This window comes from Xanthomonas cassavae CFBP 4642, from assembly GCF_000454545.1.
Lineage (GTDB): Bacteria > Pseudomonadota > Gammaproteobacteria > Xanthomonadales > Xanthomonadaceae > Xanthomonas > Xanthomonas cassavae.
Genome location: NZ_CM002139.1, coordinates 4,465,084 through 4,484,015 on the forward strand (window position 1 = coordinate 4,465,084; position 18,932 = coordinate 4,484,015).

General features: G+C 67.1%; 20 protein-coding genes, 1 other RNA gene and 1 pseudogene. 8 read left to right on the forward strand and 14 right to left on the reverse strand.

Annotated elements, in window-relative coordinates:
- The 3 genes from XCSCFBP4642_RS0119810 to XCSCFBP4642_RS0119820 form a co-directional block, all read right to left on the reverse strand.
- A complete protein-coding gene (locus XCSCFBP4642_RS0119810) occupies positions 1-648 on the reverse strand; it encodes a hypothetical protein (protein WP_029221304.1) in 648 nt (215 codons plus the stop codon).
- Positions 645-2,417 carry a dihydrolipoyllysine-residue acetyltransferase gene (locus XCSCFBP4642_RS0119815; protein WP_029221305.1) on the reverse strand — a complete coding sequence of 591 codons (1,773 nt, stop codon included), beginning with the start codon at positions 2,415-2,417 and terminating at the stop codon, positions 645-647. The genes XCSCFBP4642_RS0119810 and XCSCFBP4642_RS0119815 overlap by 4 nt, the downstream gene beginning before the upstream one ends.
- 128 nt (positions 2,418-2,545) lie before the next feature.
- Positions 2,546-3,211 (reverse strand): DUF2884 family protein, encoded by a 666-nt coding sequence (locus XCSCFBP4642_RS0119820; RefSeq protein ID WP_033898589.1) that lies wholly within the window; start codon positions 3,209-3,211, stop codon positions 2,546-2,548.
- Between the two features lie 24 nt (positions 3,212-3,235).
- Between XCSCFBP4642_RS0119820 and XCSCFBP4642_RS0119825 the strand changes: the two genes are divergently transcribed.
- Complete coding sequence (locus XCSCFBP4642_RS0119825) at positions 3,236-4,252, forward strand: IS30 family transposase (protein WP_029218148.1); 1,017 nt, start codon at positions 3,236-3,238, stop codon at positions 4,250-4,252.
- Here the strand turns inward: XCSCFBP4642_RS0119825 and XCSCFBP4642_RS29285 are convergent.
- Together XCSCFBP4642_RS29285 and XCSCFBP4642_RS0119835 are read right to left on the reverse strand one after the other, a co-directional pair.
- Positions 4,224-4,382: a hypothetical protein gene (locus tag XCSCFBP4642_RS29285; RefSeq protein ID WP_160170395.1), complete on the reverse strand. Its 159-nt coding sequence runs from the start codon at positions 4,380-4,382 to the stop codon at positions 4,224-4,226. The genes XCSCFBP4642_RS0119825 and XCSCFBP4642_RS29285 overlap by 29 nt on opposite strands.
- A gap of 167 nt (positions 4,383-4,549) precedes the next feature.
- The gene (locus tag XCSCFBP4642_RS0119835; protein WP_425480203.1) at positions 4,550-5,080 is read right to left on the reverse strand and encodes a DNA-deoxyinosine glycosylase; all 531 of its coding nucleotides are present in this window, start codon (positions 5,078-5,080) and stop codon (positions 4,550-4,552) included.
- A 175-nt stretch (positions 5,081-5,255) separates the two neighbouring features.
- Between XCSCFBP4642_RS0119835 and XCSCFBP4642_RS0119840 the strand changes: the two genes are divergently transcribed.
- Positions 5,256-5,927, forward strand: a complete 672-nt coding sequence (locus XCSCFBP4642_RS0119840; protein WP_029221308.1) for an OmpW/AlkL family protein — start codon at positions 5,256-5,258, stop codon at positions 5,925-5,927.
- An 86-nt stretch (positions 5,928-6,013) separates the two neighbouring features.
- On the opposite strand, the gene XCSCFBP4642_RS0119845 is transcribed toward XCSCFBP4642_RS0119840, so the two are convergent.
- The 6 genes and pseudogenes from XCSCFBP4642_RS0119845 to XCSCFBP4642_RS25390 all read right to left on the reverse strand — a co-directional run bounded on the left by XCSCFBP4642_RS0119845 (position 6,014) and on the right by XCSCFBP4642_RS25390 (position 10,466).
- Entirely contained in the window at positions 6,014-6,571 is a 558-nt protein-coding gene (locus XCSCFBP4642_RS0119845; RefSeq protein ID WP_029221309.1) for a CcdC protein domain-containing protein, read from the reverse strand.
- Positions 6,572-6,596: 25 nt separating this feature from the next.
- Positions 6,597-6,672: non-coding RNA, sX9 sRNA (locus XCSCFBP4642_RS27655), on the reverse strand.
- A gap of 62 nt (positions 6,673-6,734) precedes the next feature.
- Positions 6,735-7,538 carry a MetQ/NlpA family ABC transporter substrate-binding protein gene (locus tag XCSCFBP4642_RS0119850; protein WP_029221310.1) on the reverse strand — a complete coding sequence of 268 codons (804 nt, stop codon included), beginning with the start codon at positions 7,536-7,538 and terminating at the stop codon, positions 6,735-6,737.
- A gap of 207 nt (positions 7,539-7,745) precedes the next feature.
- Positions 7,746-8,441 (reverse strand): methionine ABC transporter permease, encoded by a 696-nt coding sequence (locus tag XCSCFBP4642_RS0119855; RefSeq protein ID WP_029221311.1) that lies wholly within the window; start codon positions 8,439-8,441, stop codon positions 7,746-7,748.
- A complete protein-coding gene (locus XCSCFBP4642_RS0119860; protein ID WP_029221312.1) occupies positions 8,438-9,445 on the reverse strand; it encodes a methionine ABC transporter ATP-binding protein in 1,008 nt (335 codons plus the stop codon). Before XCSCFBP4642_RS0119860 ends, XCSCFBP4642_RS0119855 begins: the two co-directional genes overlap by 4 nt.
- A 125-nt stretch (positions 9,446-9,570) precedes the next feature.
- A pseudogene (locus tag XCSCFBP4642_RS25390) lies at positions 9,571-10,466 on the reverse strand (DMT family transporter).
- Between the two features lie 106 nt (positions 10,467-10,572).
- On the opposite strand from XCSCFBP4642_RS25390, the gene XCSCFBP4642_RS0119870 reads away from it, so the two are divergent.
- The 6 genes from XCSCFBP4642_RS0119870 (at position 10,573) to XCSCFBP4642_RS0119900 (ending at position 15,920) form a co-directional block, all read left to right on the forward strand.
- Positions 10,573-11,058 carry a YajQ family cyclic di-GMP-binding protein gene (locus XCSCFBP4642_RS0119870; protein ID WP_029221313.1) on the forward strand — a complete coding sequence of 162 codons (486 nt, stop codon included), beginning with the start codon at positions 10,573-10,575 and terminating at the stop codon, positions 11,056-11,058.
- Between the two features lie 154 nt (positions 11,059-11,212).
- Positions 11,213-11,677, forward strand: a complete 465-nt coding sequence (locus XCSCFBP4642_RS0119875; RefSeq protein WP_029221314.1) for a hypothetical protein — start codon at positions 11,213-11,215, stop codon at positions 11,675-11,677.
- Complete coding sequence (locus XCSCFBP4642_RS0119880) at positions 11,670-13,403, forward strand: ATP-binding response regulator (RefSeq protein ID WP_029221315.1); 1,734 nt, start codon at positions 11,670-11,672, stop codon at positions 13,401-13,403. Before XCSCFBP4642_RS0119875 ends, XCSCFBP4642_RS0119880 begins: the two co-directional genes overlap by 8 nt.
- Positions 13,387-14,217, forward strand: coding sequence for an alpha/beta hydrolase (locus XCSCFBP4642_RS0119885; protein ID WP_029221316.1), 831 nt, complete (start codon positions 13,387-13,389; stop codon positions 14,215-14,217). The genes XCSCFBP4642_RS0119880 and XCSCFBP4642_RS0119885 overlap by 17 nt, the downstream gene beginning before the upstream one ends.
- A 154-nt stretch (positions 14,218-14,371) precedes the next feature.
- On the forward strand, positions 14,372-14,932 hold the full coding sequence (locus tag XCSCFBP4642_RS0119895) for a DUF1415 domain-containing protein (protein ID WP_029221317.1): 561 nt from the start codon (positions 14,372-14,374) through the stop codon (positions 14,930-14,932).
- Positions 14,933-15,113: 181 nt separating this feature from the next.
- Positions 15,114-15,920: an SDR family oxidoreductase gene (locus tag XCSCFBP4642_RS0119900; protein ID WP_029221318.1), complete on the forward strand. Its 807-nt coding sequence runs from the start codon at positions 15,114-15,116 to the stop codon at positions 15,918-15,920.
- A gap of 352 nt (positions 15,921-16,272) precedes the next feature.
- Here the strand turns inward: XCSCFBP4642_RS0119900 and XCSCFBP4642_RS0119910 are convergent, their stop codons facing one another.
- The 3 genes from XCSCFBP4642_RS0119910 to XCSCFBP4642_RS0119920 are packed head-to-tail and all read right to left on the reverse strand — an operon-like array spanning position 16,273 to position 18,727.
- A complete protein-coding gene (locus tag XCSCFBP4642_RS0119910; protein ID WP_029221319.1) occupies positions 16,273-16,953 on the reverse strand; it encodes an HAD family hydrolase in 681 nt (226 codons plus the stop codon).
- Positions 16,950-17,663: a pseudouridine synthase gene (locus tag XCSCFBP4642_RS0119915; protein ID WP_029221320.1), complete on the reverse strand. Its 714-nt coding sequence runs from the start codon at positions 17,661-17,663 to the stop codon at positions 16,950-16,952. Before XCSCFBP4642_RS0119915 ends, XCSCFBP4642_RS0119910 begins: the two co-directional genes overlap by 4 nt.
- Positions 17,660-18,727 carry a class I SAM-dependent methyltransferase gene (locus tag XCSCFBP4642_RS0119920; protein WP_029221321.1) on the reverse strand — a complete coding sequence of 356 codons (1,068 nt, stop codon included), beginning with the start codon at positions 18,725-18,727 and terminating at the stop codon, positions 17,660-17,662. The genes XCSCFBP4642_RS0119915 and XCSCFBP4642_RS0119920 overlap by 4 nt, the downstream gene beginning before the upstream one ends.
- Positions 18,728-18,932: the final 205 nt, after the last annotated feature.

Here is an 18,932-nt window from a genome sequence, read left to right on the forward strand (position 1 = left end):
TCAACCGGCCGTGCCGGCAAGCGTCTGCTGGAGTTCATCCAGCGACGATTCGATTTGGGTCCAGCGCTTGTCGCGCTTCTTTTCCTTGCCTTCACTGGCTTCGATCAGCAGCGCGGCCTGTTGCAGCAGCAACTCGCCGGCGCCGCAGCTCGGGCGCGCGCCGCTGTAGCGCACGCCGTCGACCTGGAACGACAGCACTTCGCCCTCGGTCACCGACGCGGTACGGCCAATGGGGGCCAGCTGGGTCAAGGCATGGGTCCAGTTGCTGACCAGGCGCTTGGCCAGCGCGGCCGGGATCGGGATCTCCACCGTTTCCGGGGTCTGTTCGGTGCGGAACTGCACGCTGCCGCGACCAGTCTCGCTGACCCAGCTGTAGACGCGCTCGTCGGCACGGCTATGCCGCAGGGTCCAGTCGGCACCGTCCTTGCCCGGCACCAGCGAGACGCCGCTTTCCACGCCGCGCACGGGCAGCCTCAACAGCGTCAGCGAGGGTTTGCTGCCGCCATCGAGCAACGTGGTGACGGCGATTCCGTAATTGCCCACCGCCGGCGGCCAGCCGCGCCCCAGGGTGCTGTCGCACTCGCGTGCGACCGCATCGGTCCACGGCAGCATGCCGAGCACGGCGATCGTCAGCAGGGCGCGCCTCACAGCAGGACGCGACGCATGTCGGCCAGCACCTGGCTGAGGTAGGTGGTGAAACGGGCCGCCAGCGCGCCGTCGATGACGCGGTGGTCGTAGCTCAGCGACAGCGGCAGCATCAGCTTCGGCGCGAACTCCTTGCCGTTCCACACCGGCTGCATCGCCGACTTGGACACGCCCAGGATCGCCACTTCCGGCGCATTGATGATCGGCGTGAACGCGGTGCCGCCGATGCCGCCCAGCGAACTGATCGAGAAGCAGCCGCCGCTCATGTCGGCCGGGCCGAGCTTGCCGTCGCGCGCCTTCTTGGCTAGCTCGCCGCTTTCCTGCGCGATCTGCAGCACGCCCTTCTTGTCGACGTCGCGGATCACCGGCACCACCAGGCCATTCGGTGTATCGGCGGCAAAACCGATGTTGACGTACTTCTTCAGCGTGAGGTTTTCGCCGGCCGCATCGAGCGAGGCGTTGAACTCCGGGAACTTCCTCAGCGCCGCGGCGCTGGCCTTGACCAGGAAGGCGAGCATGGTGAGCTTGATGCCCGCCTTCTCGTTCTCCTTGTTGAGGGCCACGCGCAGGGCTTCCAGGTCGGTGATGTCGGCCGATTCGAACTGGGTGACGTGCGGAATCATCGCCCAGTTGCGCGCCAGGTTGGCACCGGAAATCTTCTTGATGCGCGACAGCGGCTGGGTTTCGGTCTCGCCGAACTTGCTGAAGTCCACCTTCGGCCAGGCCAGCAGATTCAGACCGTTGCCACCGCCGGCCGGCGCAGCACCGGCTGCGGCAGGTGCGCCACCGCTGAGTGCGGCCTTGACGAAGCGCTGCACGTCTTCACGGGTGATGCGGCCGCCCTTTTCGCTGCCCTTGAGCTGGTTCAGGTCCACGCCCAGTTCGCGTGCGAACACGCGCACCACCGGGCTGGCGTAGGCCACCTTGGACGGCAGCACGCTGTCGGCATCGAAGGTCACCGGCGGGCTGCTCGGGTTGCCGGCCGACGGCTGTCCACCCTGCGCCGACTGCACACCTGCTCCGGAACGGGCGCCCTGCACCTGCGCGATCTCGCGCTGGGCCAGCTTGTCCGGCTCGGCCGATACCGCCACCGGCTCGACCTTGCCCGCAGTTTCGGCGGTGTCGGTGGTGGGCTTGGCGGGCGACTGCGCCGCACCGGCGCCGCCATCGCTGGCCGCGATGATCGCCACCACGTTGCCCTGCGAGAGCGTGTCGCCAACCTTGACCTTGAGTTCCTTGACCACGCCGGCAGCCGAGGACGGCACTTCCATCGTGGCCTTGTCCGATTCCAGGGTGACCAGGCTCTGGTCCTTGCTGACCGTATCGCCGACCGCGACCAGCACTTCGATCACCGGGATGTCGGTGTAATCGCCGATATCGGGCACGCGCGCTTCGACCAGGCCACCGTCGGATGCGGCGGGCTTGGCGGCGGCCGGTTCGGCCTTGGCGGCCGGCGCGGGGGCGGCAGCAGGCGCGGCCTTGGCCGGCGCAGCGGCAGGCGCTGGCTTGGCGGCAGTGTCGGCGCCGGCATCGGCCACTTCGATCAATGCCACCAGGGCGCCCTGCGACAGCGAATCGCCGACCTTGACCTTGATCTCCTTGACCACGCCGGCCACCGACGAGGGCACTTCCATGGTGGCCTTGTCCGATTCCAGCGTGACCAGGCTCTGGTCCTTGCTGACCGTATCGCCGACCGACACCAGCACCTCGATTACCGGGACGTCGCTGTAGTCACCGATATCGGGGACAAGTGCTTCCTTGATTTCGGCCATACGGGGAACTCCGGCAACAGAATGGGGAAACCCCTATTGTGGCCGGCTGCGGGCCGCAGCGCCAACCATTGCCGTGGAAAAAGTCGCGCACCGGACGGGATGCAGCGTTCGCCAGCGCGTGCGGCGGATCATTTCGACGCGCGTCGATCCACCTGCAACAGCTGCAACGGCGCGCCCGATGGCAAACGATACGCCAGCGCATTGTCCAACGCATCCAGCGCCTCGACCTGGGTGCACAGCTGCTGCGCGCGCGGCCGCAATGCGCGTGCCTGCGGCTCGACCAGGCGCTCGATGCGCTGTTCCAGGCCATCGAGCGAGCGCAGCCGCTGTGCGTTTCCGGTCAACGCCGATTGCACTGCGCCGGCAACCACATCGCCGATCAGCTGAGGCAATAGCTCGGCCACTAGTTCGCCGATATCGTCATCGATATCGATGGGAGTCAGCTGGCTCTTGCGGAAGCTCTGCTGCAAACGCAGGTCGATCTTCTCGCGCACACCGGTCAGCTGCACACGCGTGGCCTCCGGGTCACGGCTGAAGCCGGCAGCCACCTCGCCCAATGCGGTGATCGCGATATCGGCAGCCTCGCGCCCGACCTGCTGCGCCAGCGGCACCACCTCGCGGGTCTGCCGTTCGAAACGGATCAGGCGATCGCGATCGTCGGCGCTCAGCGCCACCCAGGCGTCGTCGACGAACAAGGCGCCCTGGCGCAGCACCAGCCGCTGCGGCGTTCCTGTGCTGCGGATGAAAATGACGCTGCGCGGAGACAGCTTAGACTCAACTTCCAAGTGCAACACCCCGCTTTGACGTAGGGTAGCGGCATGGGCACACAGTACAGGCACCTGGGTTCCGAAGAACGCGCTTTGCTTCAAATTGAACTCGGTAACGGAATGAGCATCAACTCCATTGCAAGGCGACTCAATCGCAGTGCGTCCACCCTGTCGCGCGAGATAAGGCGACAGGGCGAACCTGTCTATGCGGCAACCAGCGCAGCCAGCAACTATCGGCTGCGCCGCAGAGCGTGCGTTCGAAGGCGCCGGCTTGTTGAAGGCAGTGCGCTCTTTCAGCAGGTGCGTGACGACTTGGTTCTGTATCGTTGGTCGCCCCAGCAAATTGCTGCCAAGCTCAAGGCCATGCATCCGGATGATCCAAGTCAACGCGTGAGTCACGAAACAATCTACGCCGCTATCTACGCGCATCCGCGTGGTGGTTTGAAGAAAGAGCTTGTGGAGGCGCTTCGTCAGCACAAGCCGACGCGAGGCTTGCGCCGTACAACCGCTGCCAAGCGCACGTGGGTGCCGGAGGAGCTGCGTATCGTCCATCGGCCTGAAGAGGTGGCGCAGCGCTTGATTCCTGGGCACTGGGAAGGCGACCTGATCAAAGGGGCTTTCAACCGCTCGTGCGTAGGCACGCTGGTGGAGCGAAAGACGCGCTTTGTGGTGCTGTGCAAGATGGATGGCTGTACTGCACAGGATGCGCTGGAGGGCTTCACGCGACAGATGAAGAAGCTGCCGCGTTTCCTACTGGGAAGCCTCACCTATGACCGCGGAACCGAGATGACGTGTTATCCAGAGCTGATGAAGCGGCTCAACATCGATCTTTGGTTCGCCGATCCACATGCGCCCTGGCAGCGCGGCAGCAATGAGAACACCAACGGCCTGCTGCGCCAGTTCATGCCAAAAGGCGCGGACTTGTCCAAGGCGAGCCAGGAGTATCTCAACAACGTCGCCGACCTGATGAACGCCCGGCCACGGCAGACGCTTGGCTGGAAGACGCCGAACCAGGCGCTGGAAGAAGAGATCGCTCAATTCAACTCACGTGTTGCACTTGCAAGTTGAGACCGCCCAGGGTGAGGTCGTAGTCGCTGCTGACATTGCAGTGCAACGCGTCGGCCAGTGCTGCCGGCATCGCACCGGCCATGCCCAGCAACACGGCCATTGCCGCCGCCAGCGTCTGCCTGATCGTCATGTCGTCATTCCCCCTGGATGCTGGGTGCAGCATGTGCGCAGACGCCGCACACCACCATAGGCCGGAGGCTGGCATGACTTCTGGCGGCCGGGGCACGGTGGGGCACGTGGAAAACACGCGGGCTGCCAAGCCCTGTCTGGCAATGATGAACACGCAGGGCCGCGGCATCAGCCCTGCACGGCATCGCGCAACGGTTGCCACGCCGCGCACAGGCGTGGCAGGGACCAGGCGGCATTGGCCGGGCTGGTGGACGGCAAGGCCAGCACCGGCACTGCGCGTGCGTGGGCCGACAGCAGCGGCTGCACATGCCGGCGCCAGGCCTGCATCGCCGCGGCGCCATTGCAGGCCACCAGGCGCAGCTGCGGCAACGTGGTCAGCAACACGGGCAACGGATTGACCACGATGCTGTCCGCGACGATGGCCGAATCCAGGCTGCCGTGTCGTTCGCACTGGCCGATCACATCCCACAGGCCAACCTTGCAGTCGGCCAGCGCCTGCAGGCGCGCCGGATATGCCAACCCGGCGTAGATGCCCAGCAGTTCCTGCATCAGCGGCCAGAAACGGTTGCGCGGATGGGCGTAATACATCGCCGCGTGCAACGAGACGTTGCCCGGCATCGAGCCGAGTACCAGGACACGGCAATCGTTAGGAATGTGCGCTGGAAGGCTCTGCAACAGGTCGGTTTTCGTCACGGCGATCGCATCTGCGTGAATGTCTTTTTCAGCTTGCCTGTTGCAGCCACGGCCTTCTCCGGAAACTCGCTGAACAAACGAAATTTTAGCGAGCCGCGGGTGGGCGTAGATTCATATTTTCAGGAATAGCTTTGGCGCGGCCCACTCCACGGGCCTAACAAGAACACTGAGGAGACCCCCAATGCGTGCCATTTCCATCCTGAGCCTGGCTGCCGTATCCGTACTTGCGTTTGCGCCGTCGGCATTTGCACAAGACACCACCAACACCGGCGACACCTCCTCGGCTTCCACCAGCGCCGATAGCGCTTCCGGAAAGCATTGGGCAGTGGTCGGCGGTGTTGCTTTGATCAAGCCGAAGAACGATCCGGCTCCGGGCCTGGACGTCGATGGCGGCCCGGCACCGACGCTGAGCGCCAGCTACTACATCAATGACAACTGGGCCGTTGAGCTGTGGGGCGCCGCCGACAAGTTCAACCACCGTGTCAACGCCGATGGCGTGGGCAAGATCGGCACCGTCGAGCAGCAGCCGATCGCCATCAGCGGCCAGTACCACTTCGGCCAGGCCGATGACGTGTTCCGTCCGTTCGTGGGCGTGGGCTACTACGAGTCGAACTTCAGCAACGAGAAGATCGACGCGGCGTCGGCCACCGGCCAGCACGTGGGCCTGGACACCGCCAAGGGTGTCATCGGCACCGTCGGCGTGGACATGAACATCAACGCCACCTGGTTCGCACGCGCCGACGCCCGTTACATGCGGTCGCGTCCGGAACTGCGCGTTGGCGGCCAGGGCACCGGCAGCGAGTTGGAACTGGATCCATGGACCGTTGGCTTCGGCGTCGGCGCGCGCTTCTAAGCACGCGGGCAAGCGACGTTTCAGTCAAAAAAAAACGGGCCGCAAGGCCCGTTTTTTTTATGCTTTGAAATCGTGGCGCCGTCCGCTCAGCGCCAGTAGACGCTGCCGCGCAGGCGTGCGTTGCGCCAGCGCCACCACAGCAAGATGGCGTAGGCGAGCGCATAGCCGAGCAGCACGCCGGCCGCGCCCAACAGGCTGGCATGGCTCAGCCAGCCCTCGACAGGCCACGCCACGCCCTGCCAGGTGCTGCGCCACCCCTGCACCATGCCGGCGATCACGCGTACCACCACCAGCGCGGTCAAGGCCAGCACCAGCCACAGATTGGGCCGGTAGAACAGCCCCTGCTGGGTGCGCTCGAAGCGGGTCAGACGCAGTGCCAGCAGCCCCAGCGCCAGCCCGCAGGCCCAGCCCAAGGCGGCATGGCTGATCGCGCCGGGCCACAACGCGGCGGCGATCAACACGAAGATCACGAACAGCACGGTGGAGAGGCCGGCCGAGACCAGATTGATCATCAACAGCCAGCCGCGCGCCTGCCGCCGCGCGGTGCCGACCCGAAAGCGCTGCACCAGCGACAACGGCAACAGCACCGCGAACACCGCCAGCGCGATGATCACGGCCAGCGGTATGGCGAGGAGAAGTGGCATCACATGCTCGGTGGCGGCGAAGAGTGGTTGGCAACCCGTAACGCACAGACGCCAGGTAAACGTGGACGGCGCGCAGCAACCGGCGTGTCCGCGGGGTGCATGCCGATGCCGGGCGCCGGCCGCACCCGCCTGGCGGTGAGCGCAGTCGGTTTGATCGCCGCGCTTAGAACGCCGGCAACACCGCGCCTTTGTACTTCTGCTCGATAAAGGCCTTCACTTCCGGGCTGGTCAATGCCCTGGCCAGCTTCTGCACGCGCGCATCGTCCCTGTTGTCCGCACGGGCCACCAGAAAGTTTACGTATGGCGAGTCCTTGCTTTCGATCGCCAGCGCATCGCGGGTCGGATTGAGCCCGGCATCGAGCGCGTAATTAGTGTTGATCAAGGCCAGGTCGACCTGATCCAGCACGCGCGGCAGCATCGCCGAGTCGAGCTCGCGGAATTTCAGCTGCTTGGGGTTGTCGACGATGTCGCGCTGGGTGGACAGCGCATTGCTGGGATCCTTGAGCTTGATCGCCCCGGCCTTGTCGAGCAGGATCAGCGCGCGGCTGTTGTTGCTCGGGTCGTTGGGAATGACCACATCGGCGCCGGTGGGCAGGTCGGCCAGCGCCTTGAAACGGCGCGAATACGCACCGAATGGCTCGATATGCACGCCGACCACGGTCACCAGCTGGCTCTTGCGGTCGCGGTTGTAAGCGTCCAGGTAGGGCTCGGTCTGGAAGTAATTGACGTCGATCTGCTTCTGCACGACCTGGTCGTTTGGCTGCACGTAATCGTTGAACACGCGCACGTCCAGCTTCACGCCCTGCTTGGCCAGCAGTGGTTCGACCACTTCCAGGATCTCGGCATGCGGCACCGCCGTGGCGGCCACGGTCAGGGTGTCGCCACCGCCGCTGCCAGTGCCGCCGCCACAGGAGGCCAATGCCAGTGTGGCGGCTGCCAGGAGGGAACGAAACGCGAATGTGCTCATGTGGGGATCCGTGGGAGGAGGAATGCGGGCAGGCCGCAGACGTTAAACCTAGCAGACCGTAGCGACGGCGGCGATGCAGCGCGCGGCGGCAACCCACGGCGCACGGCGACATGCAGACAGGCGTGCAGATCGGCGTGCGGGATTGCCCCACCGCGGCCAGTGCCAGGGCGCACGACCAGCGTCCGCCGCCCCCTGCCCTGTGCCGACTCAGCGCCGGCTGTAATGCGCCACCAGGCGGTCGCCCAGCATCTGCAATACCTGCACCAGCACCAGCAGGGCGATGACGGTGATCAGCGCCACGTCCGAATGCGAGCGCAGGTAGCCCTCACGGTAGGCTACATCGCCCAGGCCGCCGGAGCCGATCGCCCCGCCCATGGCGGTGAAGCCGATCAGCGCGATGGTGGTCACGGTGGCACCGGCGATCAGGCCCGGGCGCGCTTCGGGCAGCAGCACCCGCAGCACCAGCTGCCGGGTGGTGGCGCCCATCGCCTGGCTGGCTTCGATGATGCCGCGATCGACCTCGCGCAACGCGGTTTCCACCAGGCGCGCATAGAACGGCGCCGCGCCCACCACCAGCGGCAGGATCGCGCCGCGCACGCCGAGCGAGGTGCCCATCAGCATCAACGTGAGCGGAATCATCGCGATCATCAAGATGATGAAGGGCACCGAGCGCAGCAGGTTGATCACCAGCGCCAGCGCGCCATACAGCACCGGGCGGCGGCGCAGCTGCGGCGCGCCGCACAGGAACAGTGCCACGCCCAGCGGCAGGCCGATCAGCAGGGTCAGCGGCAGCGCGCCGGCCAGCATCAGCAAGGTATCGAGCGTGGCCTGGCCGATGTCGCCCCACTTGGCGGCATCGAGATTGCGGAAGAAGCCGCCCGCAGCGGCAAGCAACGAATTCATGCGCGCAGATCCTCCACATGCACGCCGGCCGCCACGAAGCCGGCAAGCGCCGCGTTCTGGTCGCCGCCGGTCAGCGCGACGATCAGCTGGCCGTACGGGGTGTCCTTGATGCGGTCCACGCGCCCGGACAGGATGTTGTAGTCCACCCCGGTCTCGCGGGCGATGCGGCCCAGTACAGGCTCGTAGGTGCCGTTGCCCAGAAAGGTCAGCCGTACGATGCGCCCGCCGACCGCGGCGAAATCGCGATGCAGCTCGGCTTCGTCCACGTGCTCGGCTTCGGAGACGAAACGCCGGGTGGTGGCGTGTTTGGGATGCAGGAAGACCTCGGTGACCGGGCCGGTTTCCACCAGCTTGCCGTCGTCCAGCACCGCCACGCGGTCGCAGACGCGGCGGATCACGTCCATCTCGTGGGTGATCAACACGATGGTCAGGCCCAGCTCGCGGTTGATCTGCGCCAGCAGCTGCAGCACCGAGGCGGTGGTCTGCGGATCCAACGCGCTGGTGGCCTCGTCGCACAGCAGGATCTGCGGCCGGGTGGCCAGCGCGCGCGCAATGCCCACGCGCTGCTTCTGCCCACCGGACAGTTGCGCCGGATACTTGTTGGCGTGCTCCTGCAACCCGACCCGGGCCAGCAGCTCGGCCACGCGCACATCGACCTCGGCGCGCGGGGTGCCGGCCAGTTCAAGCGGAAACGCCACATTGCCGGCCACGGTGCGCGAGGACAGCAGGTTGAAGTGCTGGAAGATCATGCCGATGCGCCGGCGCAGGGCGCGCAGGCCCTGGCTGTCCAGCGCGGTCACGTCTTCCTCGCCGATCAGCAGGCGCCCGCCACTGGGCTCTTCGAGCCGGTTGATCAGCCGGATCAGCGTGGACTTGCCGGCACCGGAATGGCCGATGATGCCGAACACCTCGCCGGGACCGATCCGAAGATCCAGCGGGTGCAGCGCCACAATCTGACGACCGTCAACGGAGTAGGACTTGTGCAGGCGCTGAAACTGGATCACCGCGCGTGGCCGATTGGGGGGGCGTGAAGCCTACCATCGAGAGTCGGGATTGGGGATTGGGGATTGGCAAGGACAACAGCGTCCCCGCGGTTGCCAATCCCGAATGCCCGATCCCCAATCCCCAATCACGGCCTATCCAACGGCGGCGGCCTGTCAGCCCGCCGTATCCGCTCCCGGCGCAATAAATACAGCCCGCTGACGACGATGATGCCGGCGCCGGTCCAGGTCCAGTTATCGGGCAGGGTCTGCCACAGCAGCCAGTCCCAGCCGATCACCCAGACCAGGCCGCTGTATTCCAGCGGCGCGATCATCGAGGCCTCGCCGCGCAGGAAGGCCTGGGTCAGCGCGATCTGGCCAGTGCGCCGGCCAGGCCCATGCCGGCGATCAGCCAGACGTGGCGGCCCTGCAGCGGCACCCAGCCGGGAATGGCCAGCAACCCGGCGCCGATCGCCATGAACAGCAGGAACCACACCACCATCGCCTGCGGGGTGTCGGTGCGGGTCAACAGGCTCACCGTGACCGCGGCCACCGCGTAGGCCGTGGCCGCCAGCAGCACCATCAGCCCGGGCAGCGAGATCAGCCCGTCCACGCCCGGGCGCAACACCACGATCACCCCGACCAGGCCGATGCCGATCGCGGTCCAGCGCCGCGGCCCGACGTGCTCGCCCAGCAGCGGCACCGACAAGGCCGCCACCAGCAACGGCGCCACGAAGTACAGCGTGTAGGCGGTGGACAACGGCATCCGCTTCAGGCCGTAGACGAAGCAGCCGATCATCGCCATGCCCAGTATCCCGCGCAGCAGGTGCAGCCCCCAGCGCACCGGCACGATCGAGCGCGGGCCGGCGGTGGCAAATACCCACACCAGCACGAACGGCAACGACGCCGCGCCGCGCAGCAGGGTGACCTGCAACGGCGGGTAATGTGCCGACAGCAGCTTCATTCCCGCGTCCATCAACGAGAAGCAGGCCACGGCCGCCACCATCCAGGCGATGGCGGGAAGCGGAGAACGGGTGGTGGGCATGGACGTAGTATCGCCGCGCCAGCGCGCCGGCCGCCAATGCGCCGATACGGGGCAGCGCGGCCGATGGCCTAGAATGGCGGCTGTATTCAGCCAGCAGGAGCCTTGCATGCCTTCCTTCGACGTGGTGTCCGAAGTCGACAAGCACGAATTGACCAATGCGGTGGACCAGGCCAACCGCGAACTGGGCACGCGTTTCGACTTCAAGGGAGTCCAGGCCACGTTCGAGCTGGAAGACGGCAAGGCGATCAACCAGTCCGCCCCCAGCGACTTCCAGCTCAAGCAGATGACCGACATCCTGCGCGCGCGGCTGCTGGCGCGCGGTATCGACGTGCGCTGCCTGGAGTTCGGCGACGTCGAAACCAACCTGGCCGGCGCGCGGCAGAAGGTCACCGTCAAGCAGGGCATCGAGCAGAAGCAGGCCAAGCAGCTGGTGGCCAGGCTCAAGGAAGCCAAGCTCAAGGTGGAAGCCCAGATCAACGGCGACAAGCTGCGCGTGACCGGCAAGAAGCGCGACGACTTGCAGGATGCGATTGCGCTGCTGAAGAAGGCCGATGTCGAGTTGCCGCTGCAGTTCGACAACTTCCGCGATTGAGCGCAACCCAACGATGGCGGTGCGGGCGGTGATCGATCCGGCGGTGCGGCGTCCAGGCTCAGGCCGGGGTGATGCGCACGGCGGCAGCGACCGCGGGCGCTGTGCGGCCGCCAGCTCCGCTCGTCGCGCCGGGCGGCTGGCGTAGCGGCCTGCGATGCGTGCCCTGCTCGCCAGCCTGTTGCATCGCCTCCACGCGTTCCGGCAGGCGGGCACGCGCGCCACGGGCGTTGCGCCTGCCACGCGGGTGTATGCGCAGCCGCGGATCGAAGCCGGATCCACGCTGCACACCATGGCCGGCCTGGACCCGACCGAGGCAGCCGCCTTCGCCGATGCCTTTGCGGCGGAGATCGACCGCGCCATTGCACAGTGCACGCTGGGCGATGCCGCCAGCAGCCACGCGCAGGCGCTGCAACAGATCCACTCGCTGAAGAACACCATCTCGCTGACCGGCTCGCAGGAGTTGCTCAAGGCCTGCGACCAGCTGCGCAGCGACGTGGAGCGCGGCGCCTTCGGCGACATGCTTGCGCACCGCTTTACTGCGGTGGCAACCGCCGCTGGTCTACTGGTCAGACAGTACCGGCGTACCCTTCCTCTCGACGGCGCGGAGCCTCATGCGTAGTTCTTCCCACCGCGCAGCGCCCGGCCTGATTCCGGCGGCCAGGCAGCTGCGCAACGACAGACTGATGCGGCTGCTCGAGTCGTTTCTGGAATACCGCGCCTGCGTTGGCCGCGTGGTGGTGCAGACCATCGTGATGCTGTGGTGCCTGGGCTGGCTGTACGGGCCGCAGCCGGTGCTGGTCAAGGATGCGCATGCGGTGTTTCCGACCGCGGTGACCTTGTGGGTCATCTCGGTGGTCTGGATGGTGCTGGTGCGGCGCAAGACCATTGCGCAGGGAGAATGGCTGGATGCGGTGGGCTTTGCGATGAGCCTGCTGTTCATTGGCATCCAGACCTCCCAGGCCTTCATCCTGCTGATGTCATTGAACGCGTTCCTGCCGTTCATCACCATCGCCGCGGTGGCGCGCTACGGGCAACGCGCCACATTGCCGGTGCTGCTCAGCACCTTCGTGCTGATGCTGGTGACCGCACCGGCCGGCTACTGGCTGTCGCGGCCGGCGTATTTTGTCTACGCGGTGGCGTTGAGCATGGTGCTGCCGCTGCTGGTGTCGCGCATCGTGATCGCGATGCAGGAAGTGGCATTGCAGGCGCTAGCCTCGCGCGATGCGCAAAGCCGTTTCATCAGCACCATGAACCACGAATTGCGCACGCCGTTGAACGCCGTCATCAACTGCGCGCAGCTGATCGACACTGACACCATGCCGGCCGAACAGCGTGATCTGATCCAGGCGGTGACGGTCAACGCCACCGCCCTGCGCCACCGCGTCAACGAGGTGCTGGACGTGGCCAGCATCGATGGCGGGCGCCTGCAATTGCACAGCAAGCCGCTGAGCCTGCTGGACGTGCTGACCACCGTTAAAGCGGTCTGCGCGACCGCCGCATCCACCAAGGGCGTGTCGCTGGGCGTGCGCATGGAAGCGGCCCAGACGCCCTACCTGCTGGGCGACGAAGGCCGCATCGAGCAGGTGATCACCAATCTGGTCATCAACGCGATCAAGTTCACCCCGGCCGGCGGCGCAGTGGAGCTGTTGATCGAGGCGACCCAGGCCGATGGGCGCTGGACGCTGGAGGCCACCGTCACCGATACCGGCATCGGCGTGCCCGACGACAGGAAGGCTTACATCTTCACCCCGTTCACCCAGCTCAGCACCGGCTTCAGCCGTGCCGAAGGCGGTGTCGGCCTGGGCCTGTACATCGCCTTGTCGGTATCCGATGCGATGGGCGGCAGCCTGACGGTGAGCGACAACCCTGCCGGCGGCAGCATCTTCCGCTGGATCTTCGAGCTGCCGGTCGCCGCGGCCAACAGCAGCCGCACGCGCGATGTGCGCGATGCGCTGGCCGAGCACGCACGGACGGTGGCGCCGCTGCATTGCCTGGTGTTCGAGGACATGGATACCAATCGGCTGGTGATCGGCAACCTGCTGAGCCGCGCCGGGCACCGGGTGAGCTTCCATGCCGATGGCAGCGACGCGGTGCAGCGCATCGCCCAGGCCGGCCCGGACATCGTCTTTCTCGATCTACACATGCCCGGCACCTCCGGCTGGGACGCGCTGGGACAGGCACGCGATGCGATTGACCGGTTGCCGCCGATCATCGTGCTGACCGCCGACACGCGCACCGATTCGATGCGCGAGGCCGCCGCTGCCGGCGTGGCCGGATATCTGTCCAAGCCGATCAACGCGCACGAACTGCTTGCACTGCTTGCCCAGCATGCCGCACAGCGCTAATCCCGACCTGAAACCGGGCAATGCGGCACGCCGGCACTGGCGTACCGCAACCCCGGCACGCCGCGACCTGGTGTTGCTCTACCTGCACGGGTTTTCCGCAAGCCCGGGCGAAGCCGGCACGCTGCCCGAACAGATGGCCGATGCGCTGGACGCCAACGGTTACGTGCACCGCTGGCCCGGCCATGGGCAGCGCGCAGCCGATGCCATGGCCGGGCTCACCCCGGCCGCGATGCAGGCCTCGGCACTGGAGGCGCTGGACCAGGCGCAGCGGATGGGCGAGCGCGCGGCCATCGTCGGCTCCTCGCTGGGCGGCACCCTGGCGCTATGGCTGGCCGCACAGCGCCCCGAGCAGGTTGCCGCGGTGGTGGCGTGGTCGCCCGGCATCCGGCCCGTCAACGCCGGCCTGCTGGATCGGCTCTGCGAGGCGCAGGTGCCGGTCACCGACCCATACCCGCGCACCGAGGCAGTGCAGGCCTGCTGGTCGGACACCATCCATCCGGATGGCTTTCGCACATTGCGTGGTCTGTGCGACCTGTTTGCGGCCTGCCCGCCGTGGCCGCAGGTGCGCTGCCCGGTCATGCTGGGCTACTACCGCGCGCCCAATGGCGAGCAAGACCCGATCTCCTCGGTGCCGGCGATGCTGGCCATGTTCGAGGCGCTGGGCACGGCGCCAGCGCGCAAGCAGGCAATCGCCTTCGCCAGCGGCGCGCATGCCATCGGCTCGCCGCACAAGTCCCCGATCGCCGAGCACGTGGCCCAAACGGCGGTGCAGTTCCTGCGTCAGCAGCTTGGTGGCGACAGCCGCCCGAGCTAACTGGCAGTTCCCACAGCCACCACTGATCGGGCGCCATGCGCTTGCGCCTGCGGCACCGGTCGGGCGGGGACAATGCGATTGGACGCGACCGTGGCATCGGCGGCCCTGCCGGCAGCGATCGCATACACTGGCGCGCCATCACGCCGCCGCCACGATGACCACCACGCTCACCCTGCTCGATCCCCTGGCCGCCACCCGTACCTGGATCGAGCGCGCGGTGATCGGGCTGAACCTGTGCCCGTTCGCCAAGGCGGTGTACGTCAAGGAACAGGTGCGCCTGGTGCTCAGCGATGCCAGCACGCCGGAGGCGCTGCTGGAGCAACTGGCCGAAGAACTCGTCCTGTTGCGCGACACCCCGGCCGAGCAGATCGACACCACGCTGATCGTGCACCCGGACGTGCTGACCGACTTCCTGGATTACAACGACTTTCTCGACAACGCCGATGCGGCGGTGGAAGCGCTGGATCTGCAGGGCGTGCTGCAGGTGGCCAGCTTCCATCCCGATTACCAGTTCGCCGGTGCCGCGCCGGACGATGTGGCCAACTCCACCAACCGCTCGCCCTTTCCCACCCTGCACCTGCTGCGCGAAGACAGCGTGGAGCGCGCGGTGGCGGCGTTCCCGGATCCGGATGTGATCGTCGAACGCAATATCGCCACGCTGGAACGGTTGGGCCATGCCGGCTGGGAGCGGGTGTTGAACGGGGCCAAGCATTGAGCCAGCGAGGCGTTGCGCATGCCGCTCACAGGCAGGCAGATCGCACGTCTCGCCTTTCGGCACCAACTCATGAACGCAGCACCAGCGCGTGCATCGTTCGTGCGGGTATACACGCGGTGTTGCCAGGGCGCTGACAGCGTGCGCGCTACAGTGCCGCCTCCTACCGCACGGTGCGCATGCCATGGCCCTGATTCCCGCCGTTTCCGCATGGAACCCGTCACCGCTGCAGGACCGTGTGGTGGTGATCACCGGCGGCGCGCAAGGCATCGGCCGCGGCATTGCGCAGGCGGTGCTGGGTGCCGGCGGCAGCGTGGTGATCGGCGATGTGGACGCGGCAGCCGGCAAGGCCTGCCTGCAGGAATGGGCGCTGCCGCGTCGTAGTGCCTTCGTGCGTTGCGATGCGGCGCGTGAAACGCAGGCCACCCGCCTGATCGCCACCGCGCTCAACCGCTTCGGCCGGCTCGATGGCCTGGTCAACAATGCCGGCGTGCCCGACCCGCATATCGCCGCGCTGCCGCAGCTGGACTGGGACACCTGGAACCGCCGGCTGTCCAGCCTGCACGGCGCCTTCCTGTGCAGCAAACACGCGCTGCCTGCGCTGACGCAGGCGCCCGGCGGTGGCGCGATCGTCAACATCGCCTCCACCCGCGCCTGGCAATCGGAGCCGCACAGCGAAGCCTATGCGGCCGCCAAGGGCGGCCTGGTCGCCTTCACGCATGCGCTGGCGGTGAGCGAAGGCCCGCAGGTCCGCGTCAACAGCATCAGCCCGGGCTGGATCAGCACCGCTGCCTGGCGTGCCCCACCGCGTCGGCGCACACCCAAACTCTCGCGGCGCGACCATGCGCAGCATCCGGCAGGGCGTGTGGGCACCCCGGAAGACATCGCGCAATTGGCGGTCTATCTGCTGGCACCACAGCTGTCGGGGTTCGTTACCGGACAGGACTTCGTTGTCGATGGCGGCATGTCGCGCAAGATGCAGTACGCGTGATGACATGCTGCTGATGCGGCTTGGGTGCTGCGATTTGCAATGCGCCGTTGGGACGTAGGTCCGCGTTGATTTGCGTGTTGTCCGTGAGGGGAGTCTGGGTCGGTTTGCTCGTGCCCTCCCCCCAACACCCCGCTGCGCGCCCCGGACAGCGCTTGCGGCGCGGGTGCTTTAGGACACGCGCGCCCATGGCGCGCACCCCGCGCCTTCTCGCCCTGGTGAACGAGGGCTTTGATGGTTGTGCACTGATCGCCCAAGTGCATTTTGGGCTGATTGCCAGTGCGTGTTGCTGCGCCTTGCCTCTGAACGCTGCAACCCGGATGCTCTCTCGCTGTCGCTTACAGACACACGCTGATCAGCCCGACAGTTGCGCTTCCAGCAGGCGCTGCGCATCGCCCAGCGAAGGCAGGATGCGATGGCCGAGTGCGCGTACCGCGGCATCGGGCTCGAGCAGGTCCGGGATCTGGATCGGGGTCATGCCGGCCGCCAATGCGGCGCGCACGCCGGTGGGCGAGTCTTCCAGTACCAGGCAGTGCGCAGGGTCCACCGCCAGCATGTGCGCAGCCAGCAGGTAGATGTCCGGTGCGGGTTTGGGATGGACCACATCGCTGGCCGTGCACACCGCCGCGAAGCGCCACAGCAGATCGGCCGCCTCCAGCTTGCGCAGCGCCAGCGGACGCTGGGTGGAAGTGGCCACCGCACGCGGCATGCCCTGCGCAGCCAGATAGTCCAGCAACGCGATGATGCCGGGCCGGTGCGGGATACCGCGTTCGACCGCAGCGGAATACAGCTGTTGCGCGTGCGCCAGCATGGTCTCGGCAGCTGCCTCGCCGATACGTTCGCCCAACAACTGCCGGCACGCGACATCGCCGGTGCCAACCATGCGCAGCCAGAATGACGGCTCGATCTGCAGGCCCTGGTCGGTGGCGGCCTGCGCCAGGCAGGCGGTGATAGCGCGCTCGCTGTCGAGCATCAGGCCATCCATGTCGAAGATCACCGCCTGCGGGCGGAACGGCAACGGCGGGATCTGCATCATGCGGCAGCTCCGCGGCCGAACAGCAGCTCCAGGTCGGCCGCCTCGAGCGCGCGCCAGTGCCCGGACGGCAGCGCGTCCAGCGACAACCTGCCGATGCGGCTGCGATGCAGGGCGACAACGTGATTGCCGGCGGCAGCGAACATGCGACGCACCTGGTGGTAGCGGCCTTCGTGCAGGGTCAGTCGCGCCTGGCGTGGACCAAGCACCTCCAGTTCGGCAGGCAACAGCGGCTTGGTCTCGCCTTCCAGCAACAGCGTGCCGCTGGAAAACAGCGCCGCCTCGTCACCACGCAGTTCGTCGGCCAGCGTGACCTCGTAGACCTTGTCCAGCGCGGACTTGGGCGAAATGATCCGGTGCAGCAGCGCGCCATCGTCGGTCATCAGCAGCATGCCGCTGGTCTCGCGGTCCAGCCGGCCAACCGGCGCCAGCACCGGTGCGCGCAGGCGGAAGCGCGGCGGCAGCAGCTCGTAGATCAGCCGGCCGGTGTCCTTGGTCGAACAGGTGTAGCCGCCGGGCTTGTGCAACAGCAGGCTGAACCCCGGCGGCGGATCGAGCGGCTCGCCATCGATGCGGATGGCGGCGTGCTCCACCTGATCGTCGGCATACAGCACCTCGCCCTGCACGTCGGTGATGGCACCCTGGCGGAACAGCTGGGTCACTTGCTTGCGGCTGCCATAGCCCAGGTTGGCGATGTGCTTGACCAGCTTCATGCGCGCGCTCCACGGCCGCGGGTGGCGGCGATCAGCTTGAAGCCGTCGCGCTCGGCGGCCACGCGCACCTGGCCGAAACTCTCGTTGAGGATCTGTTCGTAGGGCAGATGCCGGTTGGCCACCAGCAACAACTGCCCGCCCGGACGCAGCGCCTGCGCGGCCACGGCGATGAAGCGCTGCCCGATATCGGGGCGATCGGCGCGCGACGGCGTATGGAACGGCGGGTTGCTGACGATGAAATCGTACTGGGCCGCCAGCCCGGCGGTGACGTCGCGCCAGTGATAGTGCAGCTGCGCCGGGTGCGCGCTGTCCTGCAGGTTGCGCCGTGCCAGATCCAGCGCGCGCGCCTGTGCTTCGTACAGGTCCAATGCGGTGACCTTGGGGCAACGCGCCAGCACTTCGGCCGACAGGTAACCGAAGCCCGCCCCCAGGTCGGCGCCATGCCCGGCCAGCGTGGGCGGCAGATGCTCAACCAGCAGCGCCGATGCCGGATCGATGCGATCCCAGGCGAACACGCCGGGGCGGCTGATGAAACGCCCGTCGACGATCTTGCGCGGCGCATCCAGCGCGGCCCAGCGCGCCTGCAGCGCGGCATCGGTGGCGGCCGGCAGCGGCGCGGTCCAGTAGGTGCGGCAGTGGTACTTGGTCAGGCCGCCGGCCAGGCCGCTGAGCTGGCGCAGATCCGCCTCGCCGGAGCGCGCGCCCTCGTTGTTGGACTGGCAGGCCACCACGCGCCCACCCGGCGCGGTCAATGCCACCGCTCGCGCGAACAGCGCACGCGCCTCGTCGCGCTGGCGCGGCGGCAACACCAGCACCAGGGAGTAGCGGGTGCTGTCGGCCTCGATCTCGCGCTCCGCGCGCACTTGCCAGCCGCTGCGCTCCAGCGCCTGCGCAAACGGGCGAAAGCTCTGTTCGCAGATCAGCGTGTCGACAGCGGCATGGTCGCGCAGCGCGACGCCATCGCGTGCGCGCAGGAACAGCACCGGAGCTCGCGGCCATGGCAGCGCGCCCTGGGCGAACGGCAGGAACAGGGCTTGAAGCGGGGCATCGTGCGGGCCAGCCATCGGATCATCGGGTCGGGAACGGGCCGCCATTGTAAGGGACCGGTGCCAGCCGCCCGCCGCAGCCTTCCAATGTCTATACGGACTATTGATGCCCACGCAACATCCGCGCACCTAGGGCAACGCTGATCAAGTAGTCGCAACGGCCAGCGAACTGGCCGATCCGGCTCATGACGCACTTGGATCTACGATCAGCCGTCCTTCCATG

Coding starts and splice junctions, on each gene's coding strand:
- XCSCFBP4642_RS0119880 (WP_029221315.1), top strand. CDS start 11,670: ATGCGTAGTTCTTCCCACCGCGCAGCGCCCGGCCTGATTCCGGCGGCC.
- XCSCFBP4642_RS0119895 (WP_029221317.1), top strand. CDS start 14,372: ATGACCACCACGCTCACCCTGCTCGATCCCCTGGCCGCCACCCGTACC.
- XCSCFBP4642_RS0119885 (WP_029221316.1), top strand. CDS start 13,387: ATGCCGCACAGCGCTAATCCCGACCTGAAACCGGGCAATGCGGCACGC.
- XCSCFBP4642_RS0119840 (WP_029221308.1), top strand. CDS start 5,256: ATGCGTGCCATTTCCATCCTGAGCCTGGCTGCCGTATCCGTACTTGCG.
- XCSCFBP4642_RS0119920 (WP_029221321.1), bottom strand. CDS start 18,727: ATGGCTGGCCCGCACGATGCCCCGCTTCAAGCCCTGTTCCTGCCGTTC.
- XCSCFBP4642_RS0119850 (WP_029221310.1), bottom strand. CDS start 7,538: ATGAGCACATTCGCGTTTCGTTCCCTCCTGGCAGCCGCCACACTGGCA.
- XCSCFBP4642_RS0119845 (WP_029221309.1), bottom strand. CDS start 6,571: ATGCCACTTCTCCTCGCCATACCGCTGGCCGTGATCATCGCGCTGGCG.
- XCSCFBP4642_RS0119900 (WP_029221318.1), top strand. CDS start 15,114: ATGGCCCTGATTCCCGCCGTTTCCGCATGGAACCCGTCACCGCTGCAG.
- XCSCFBP4642_RS0119870 (WP_029221313.1), top strand. CDS start 10,573: ATGCCTTCCTTCGACGTGGTGTCCGAAGTCGACAAGCACGAATTGACC.
- XCSCFBP4642_RS0119915 (WP_029221320.1), bottom strand. CDS start 17,663: ATGAAGCTGGTCAAGCACATCGCCAACCTGGGCTATGGCAGCCGCAAG.
- XCSCFBP4642_RS0119855 (WP_029221311.1), bottom strand. CDS start 8,441: ATGAATTCGTTGCTTGCCGCTGCGGGCGGCTTCTTCCGCAATCTCGAT.
- XCSCFBP4642_RS29285 (WP_160170395.1), bottom strand. CDS start 4,382: ATGACGATCAGGCAGACGCTGGCGGCGGCAATGGCCGTGTTGCTGGGC.
- XCSCFBP4642_RS0119875 (WP_029221314.1), top strand. CDS start 11,213: ATGCGTGCCCTGCTCGCCAGCCTGTTGCATCGCCTCCACGCGTTCCGG.
- XCSCFBP4642_RS0119815 (WP_029221305.1), bottom strand. CDS start 2,417: ATGGCCGAAATCAAGGAAGCACTTGTCCCCGATATCGGTGACTACAGC.
- XCSCFBP4642_RS0119910 (WP_029221319.1), bottom strand. CDS start 16,953: ATGATGCAGATCCCGCCGTTGCCGTTCCGCCCGCAGGCGGTGATCTTC.
- XCSCFBP4642_RS0119825 (WP_029218148.1), top strand. CDS start 3,236: ATGGGCACACAGTACAGGCACCTGGGTTCCGAAGAACGCGCTTTGCTT.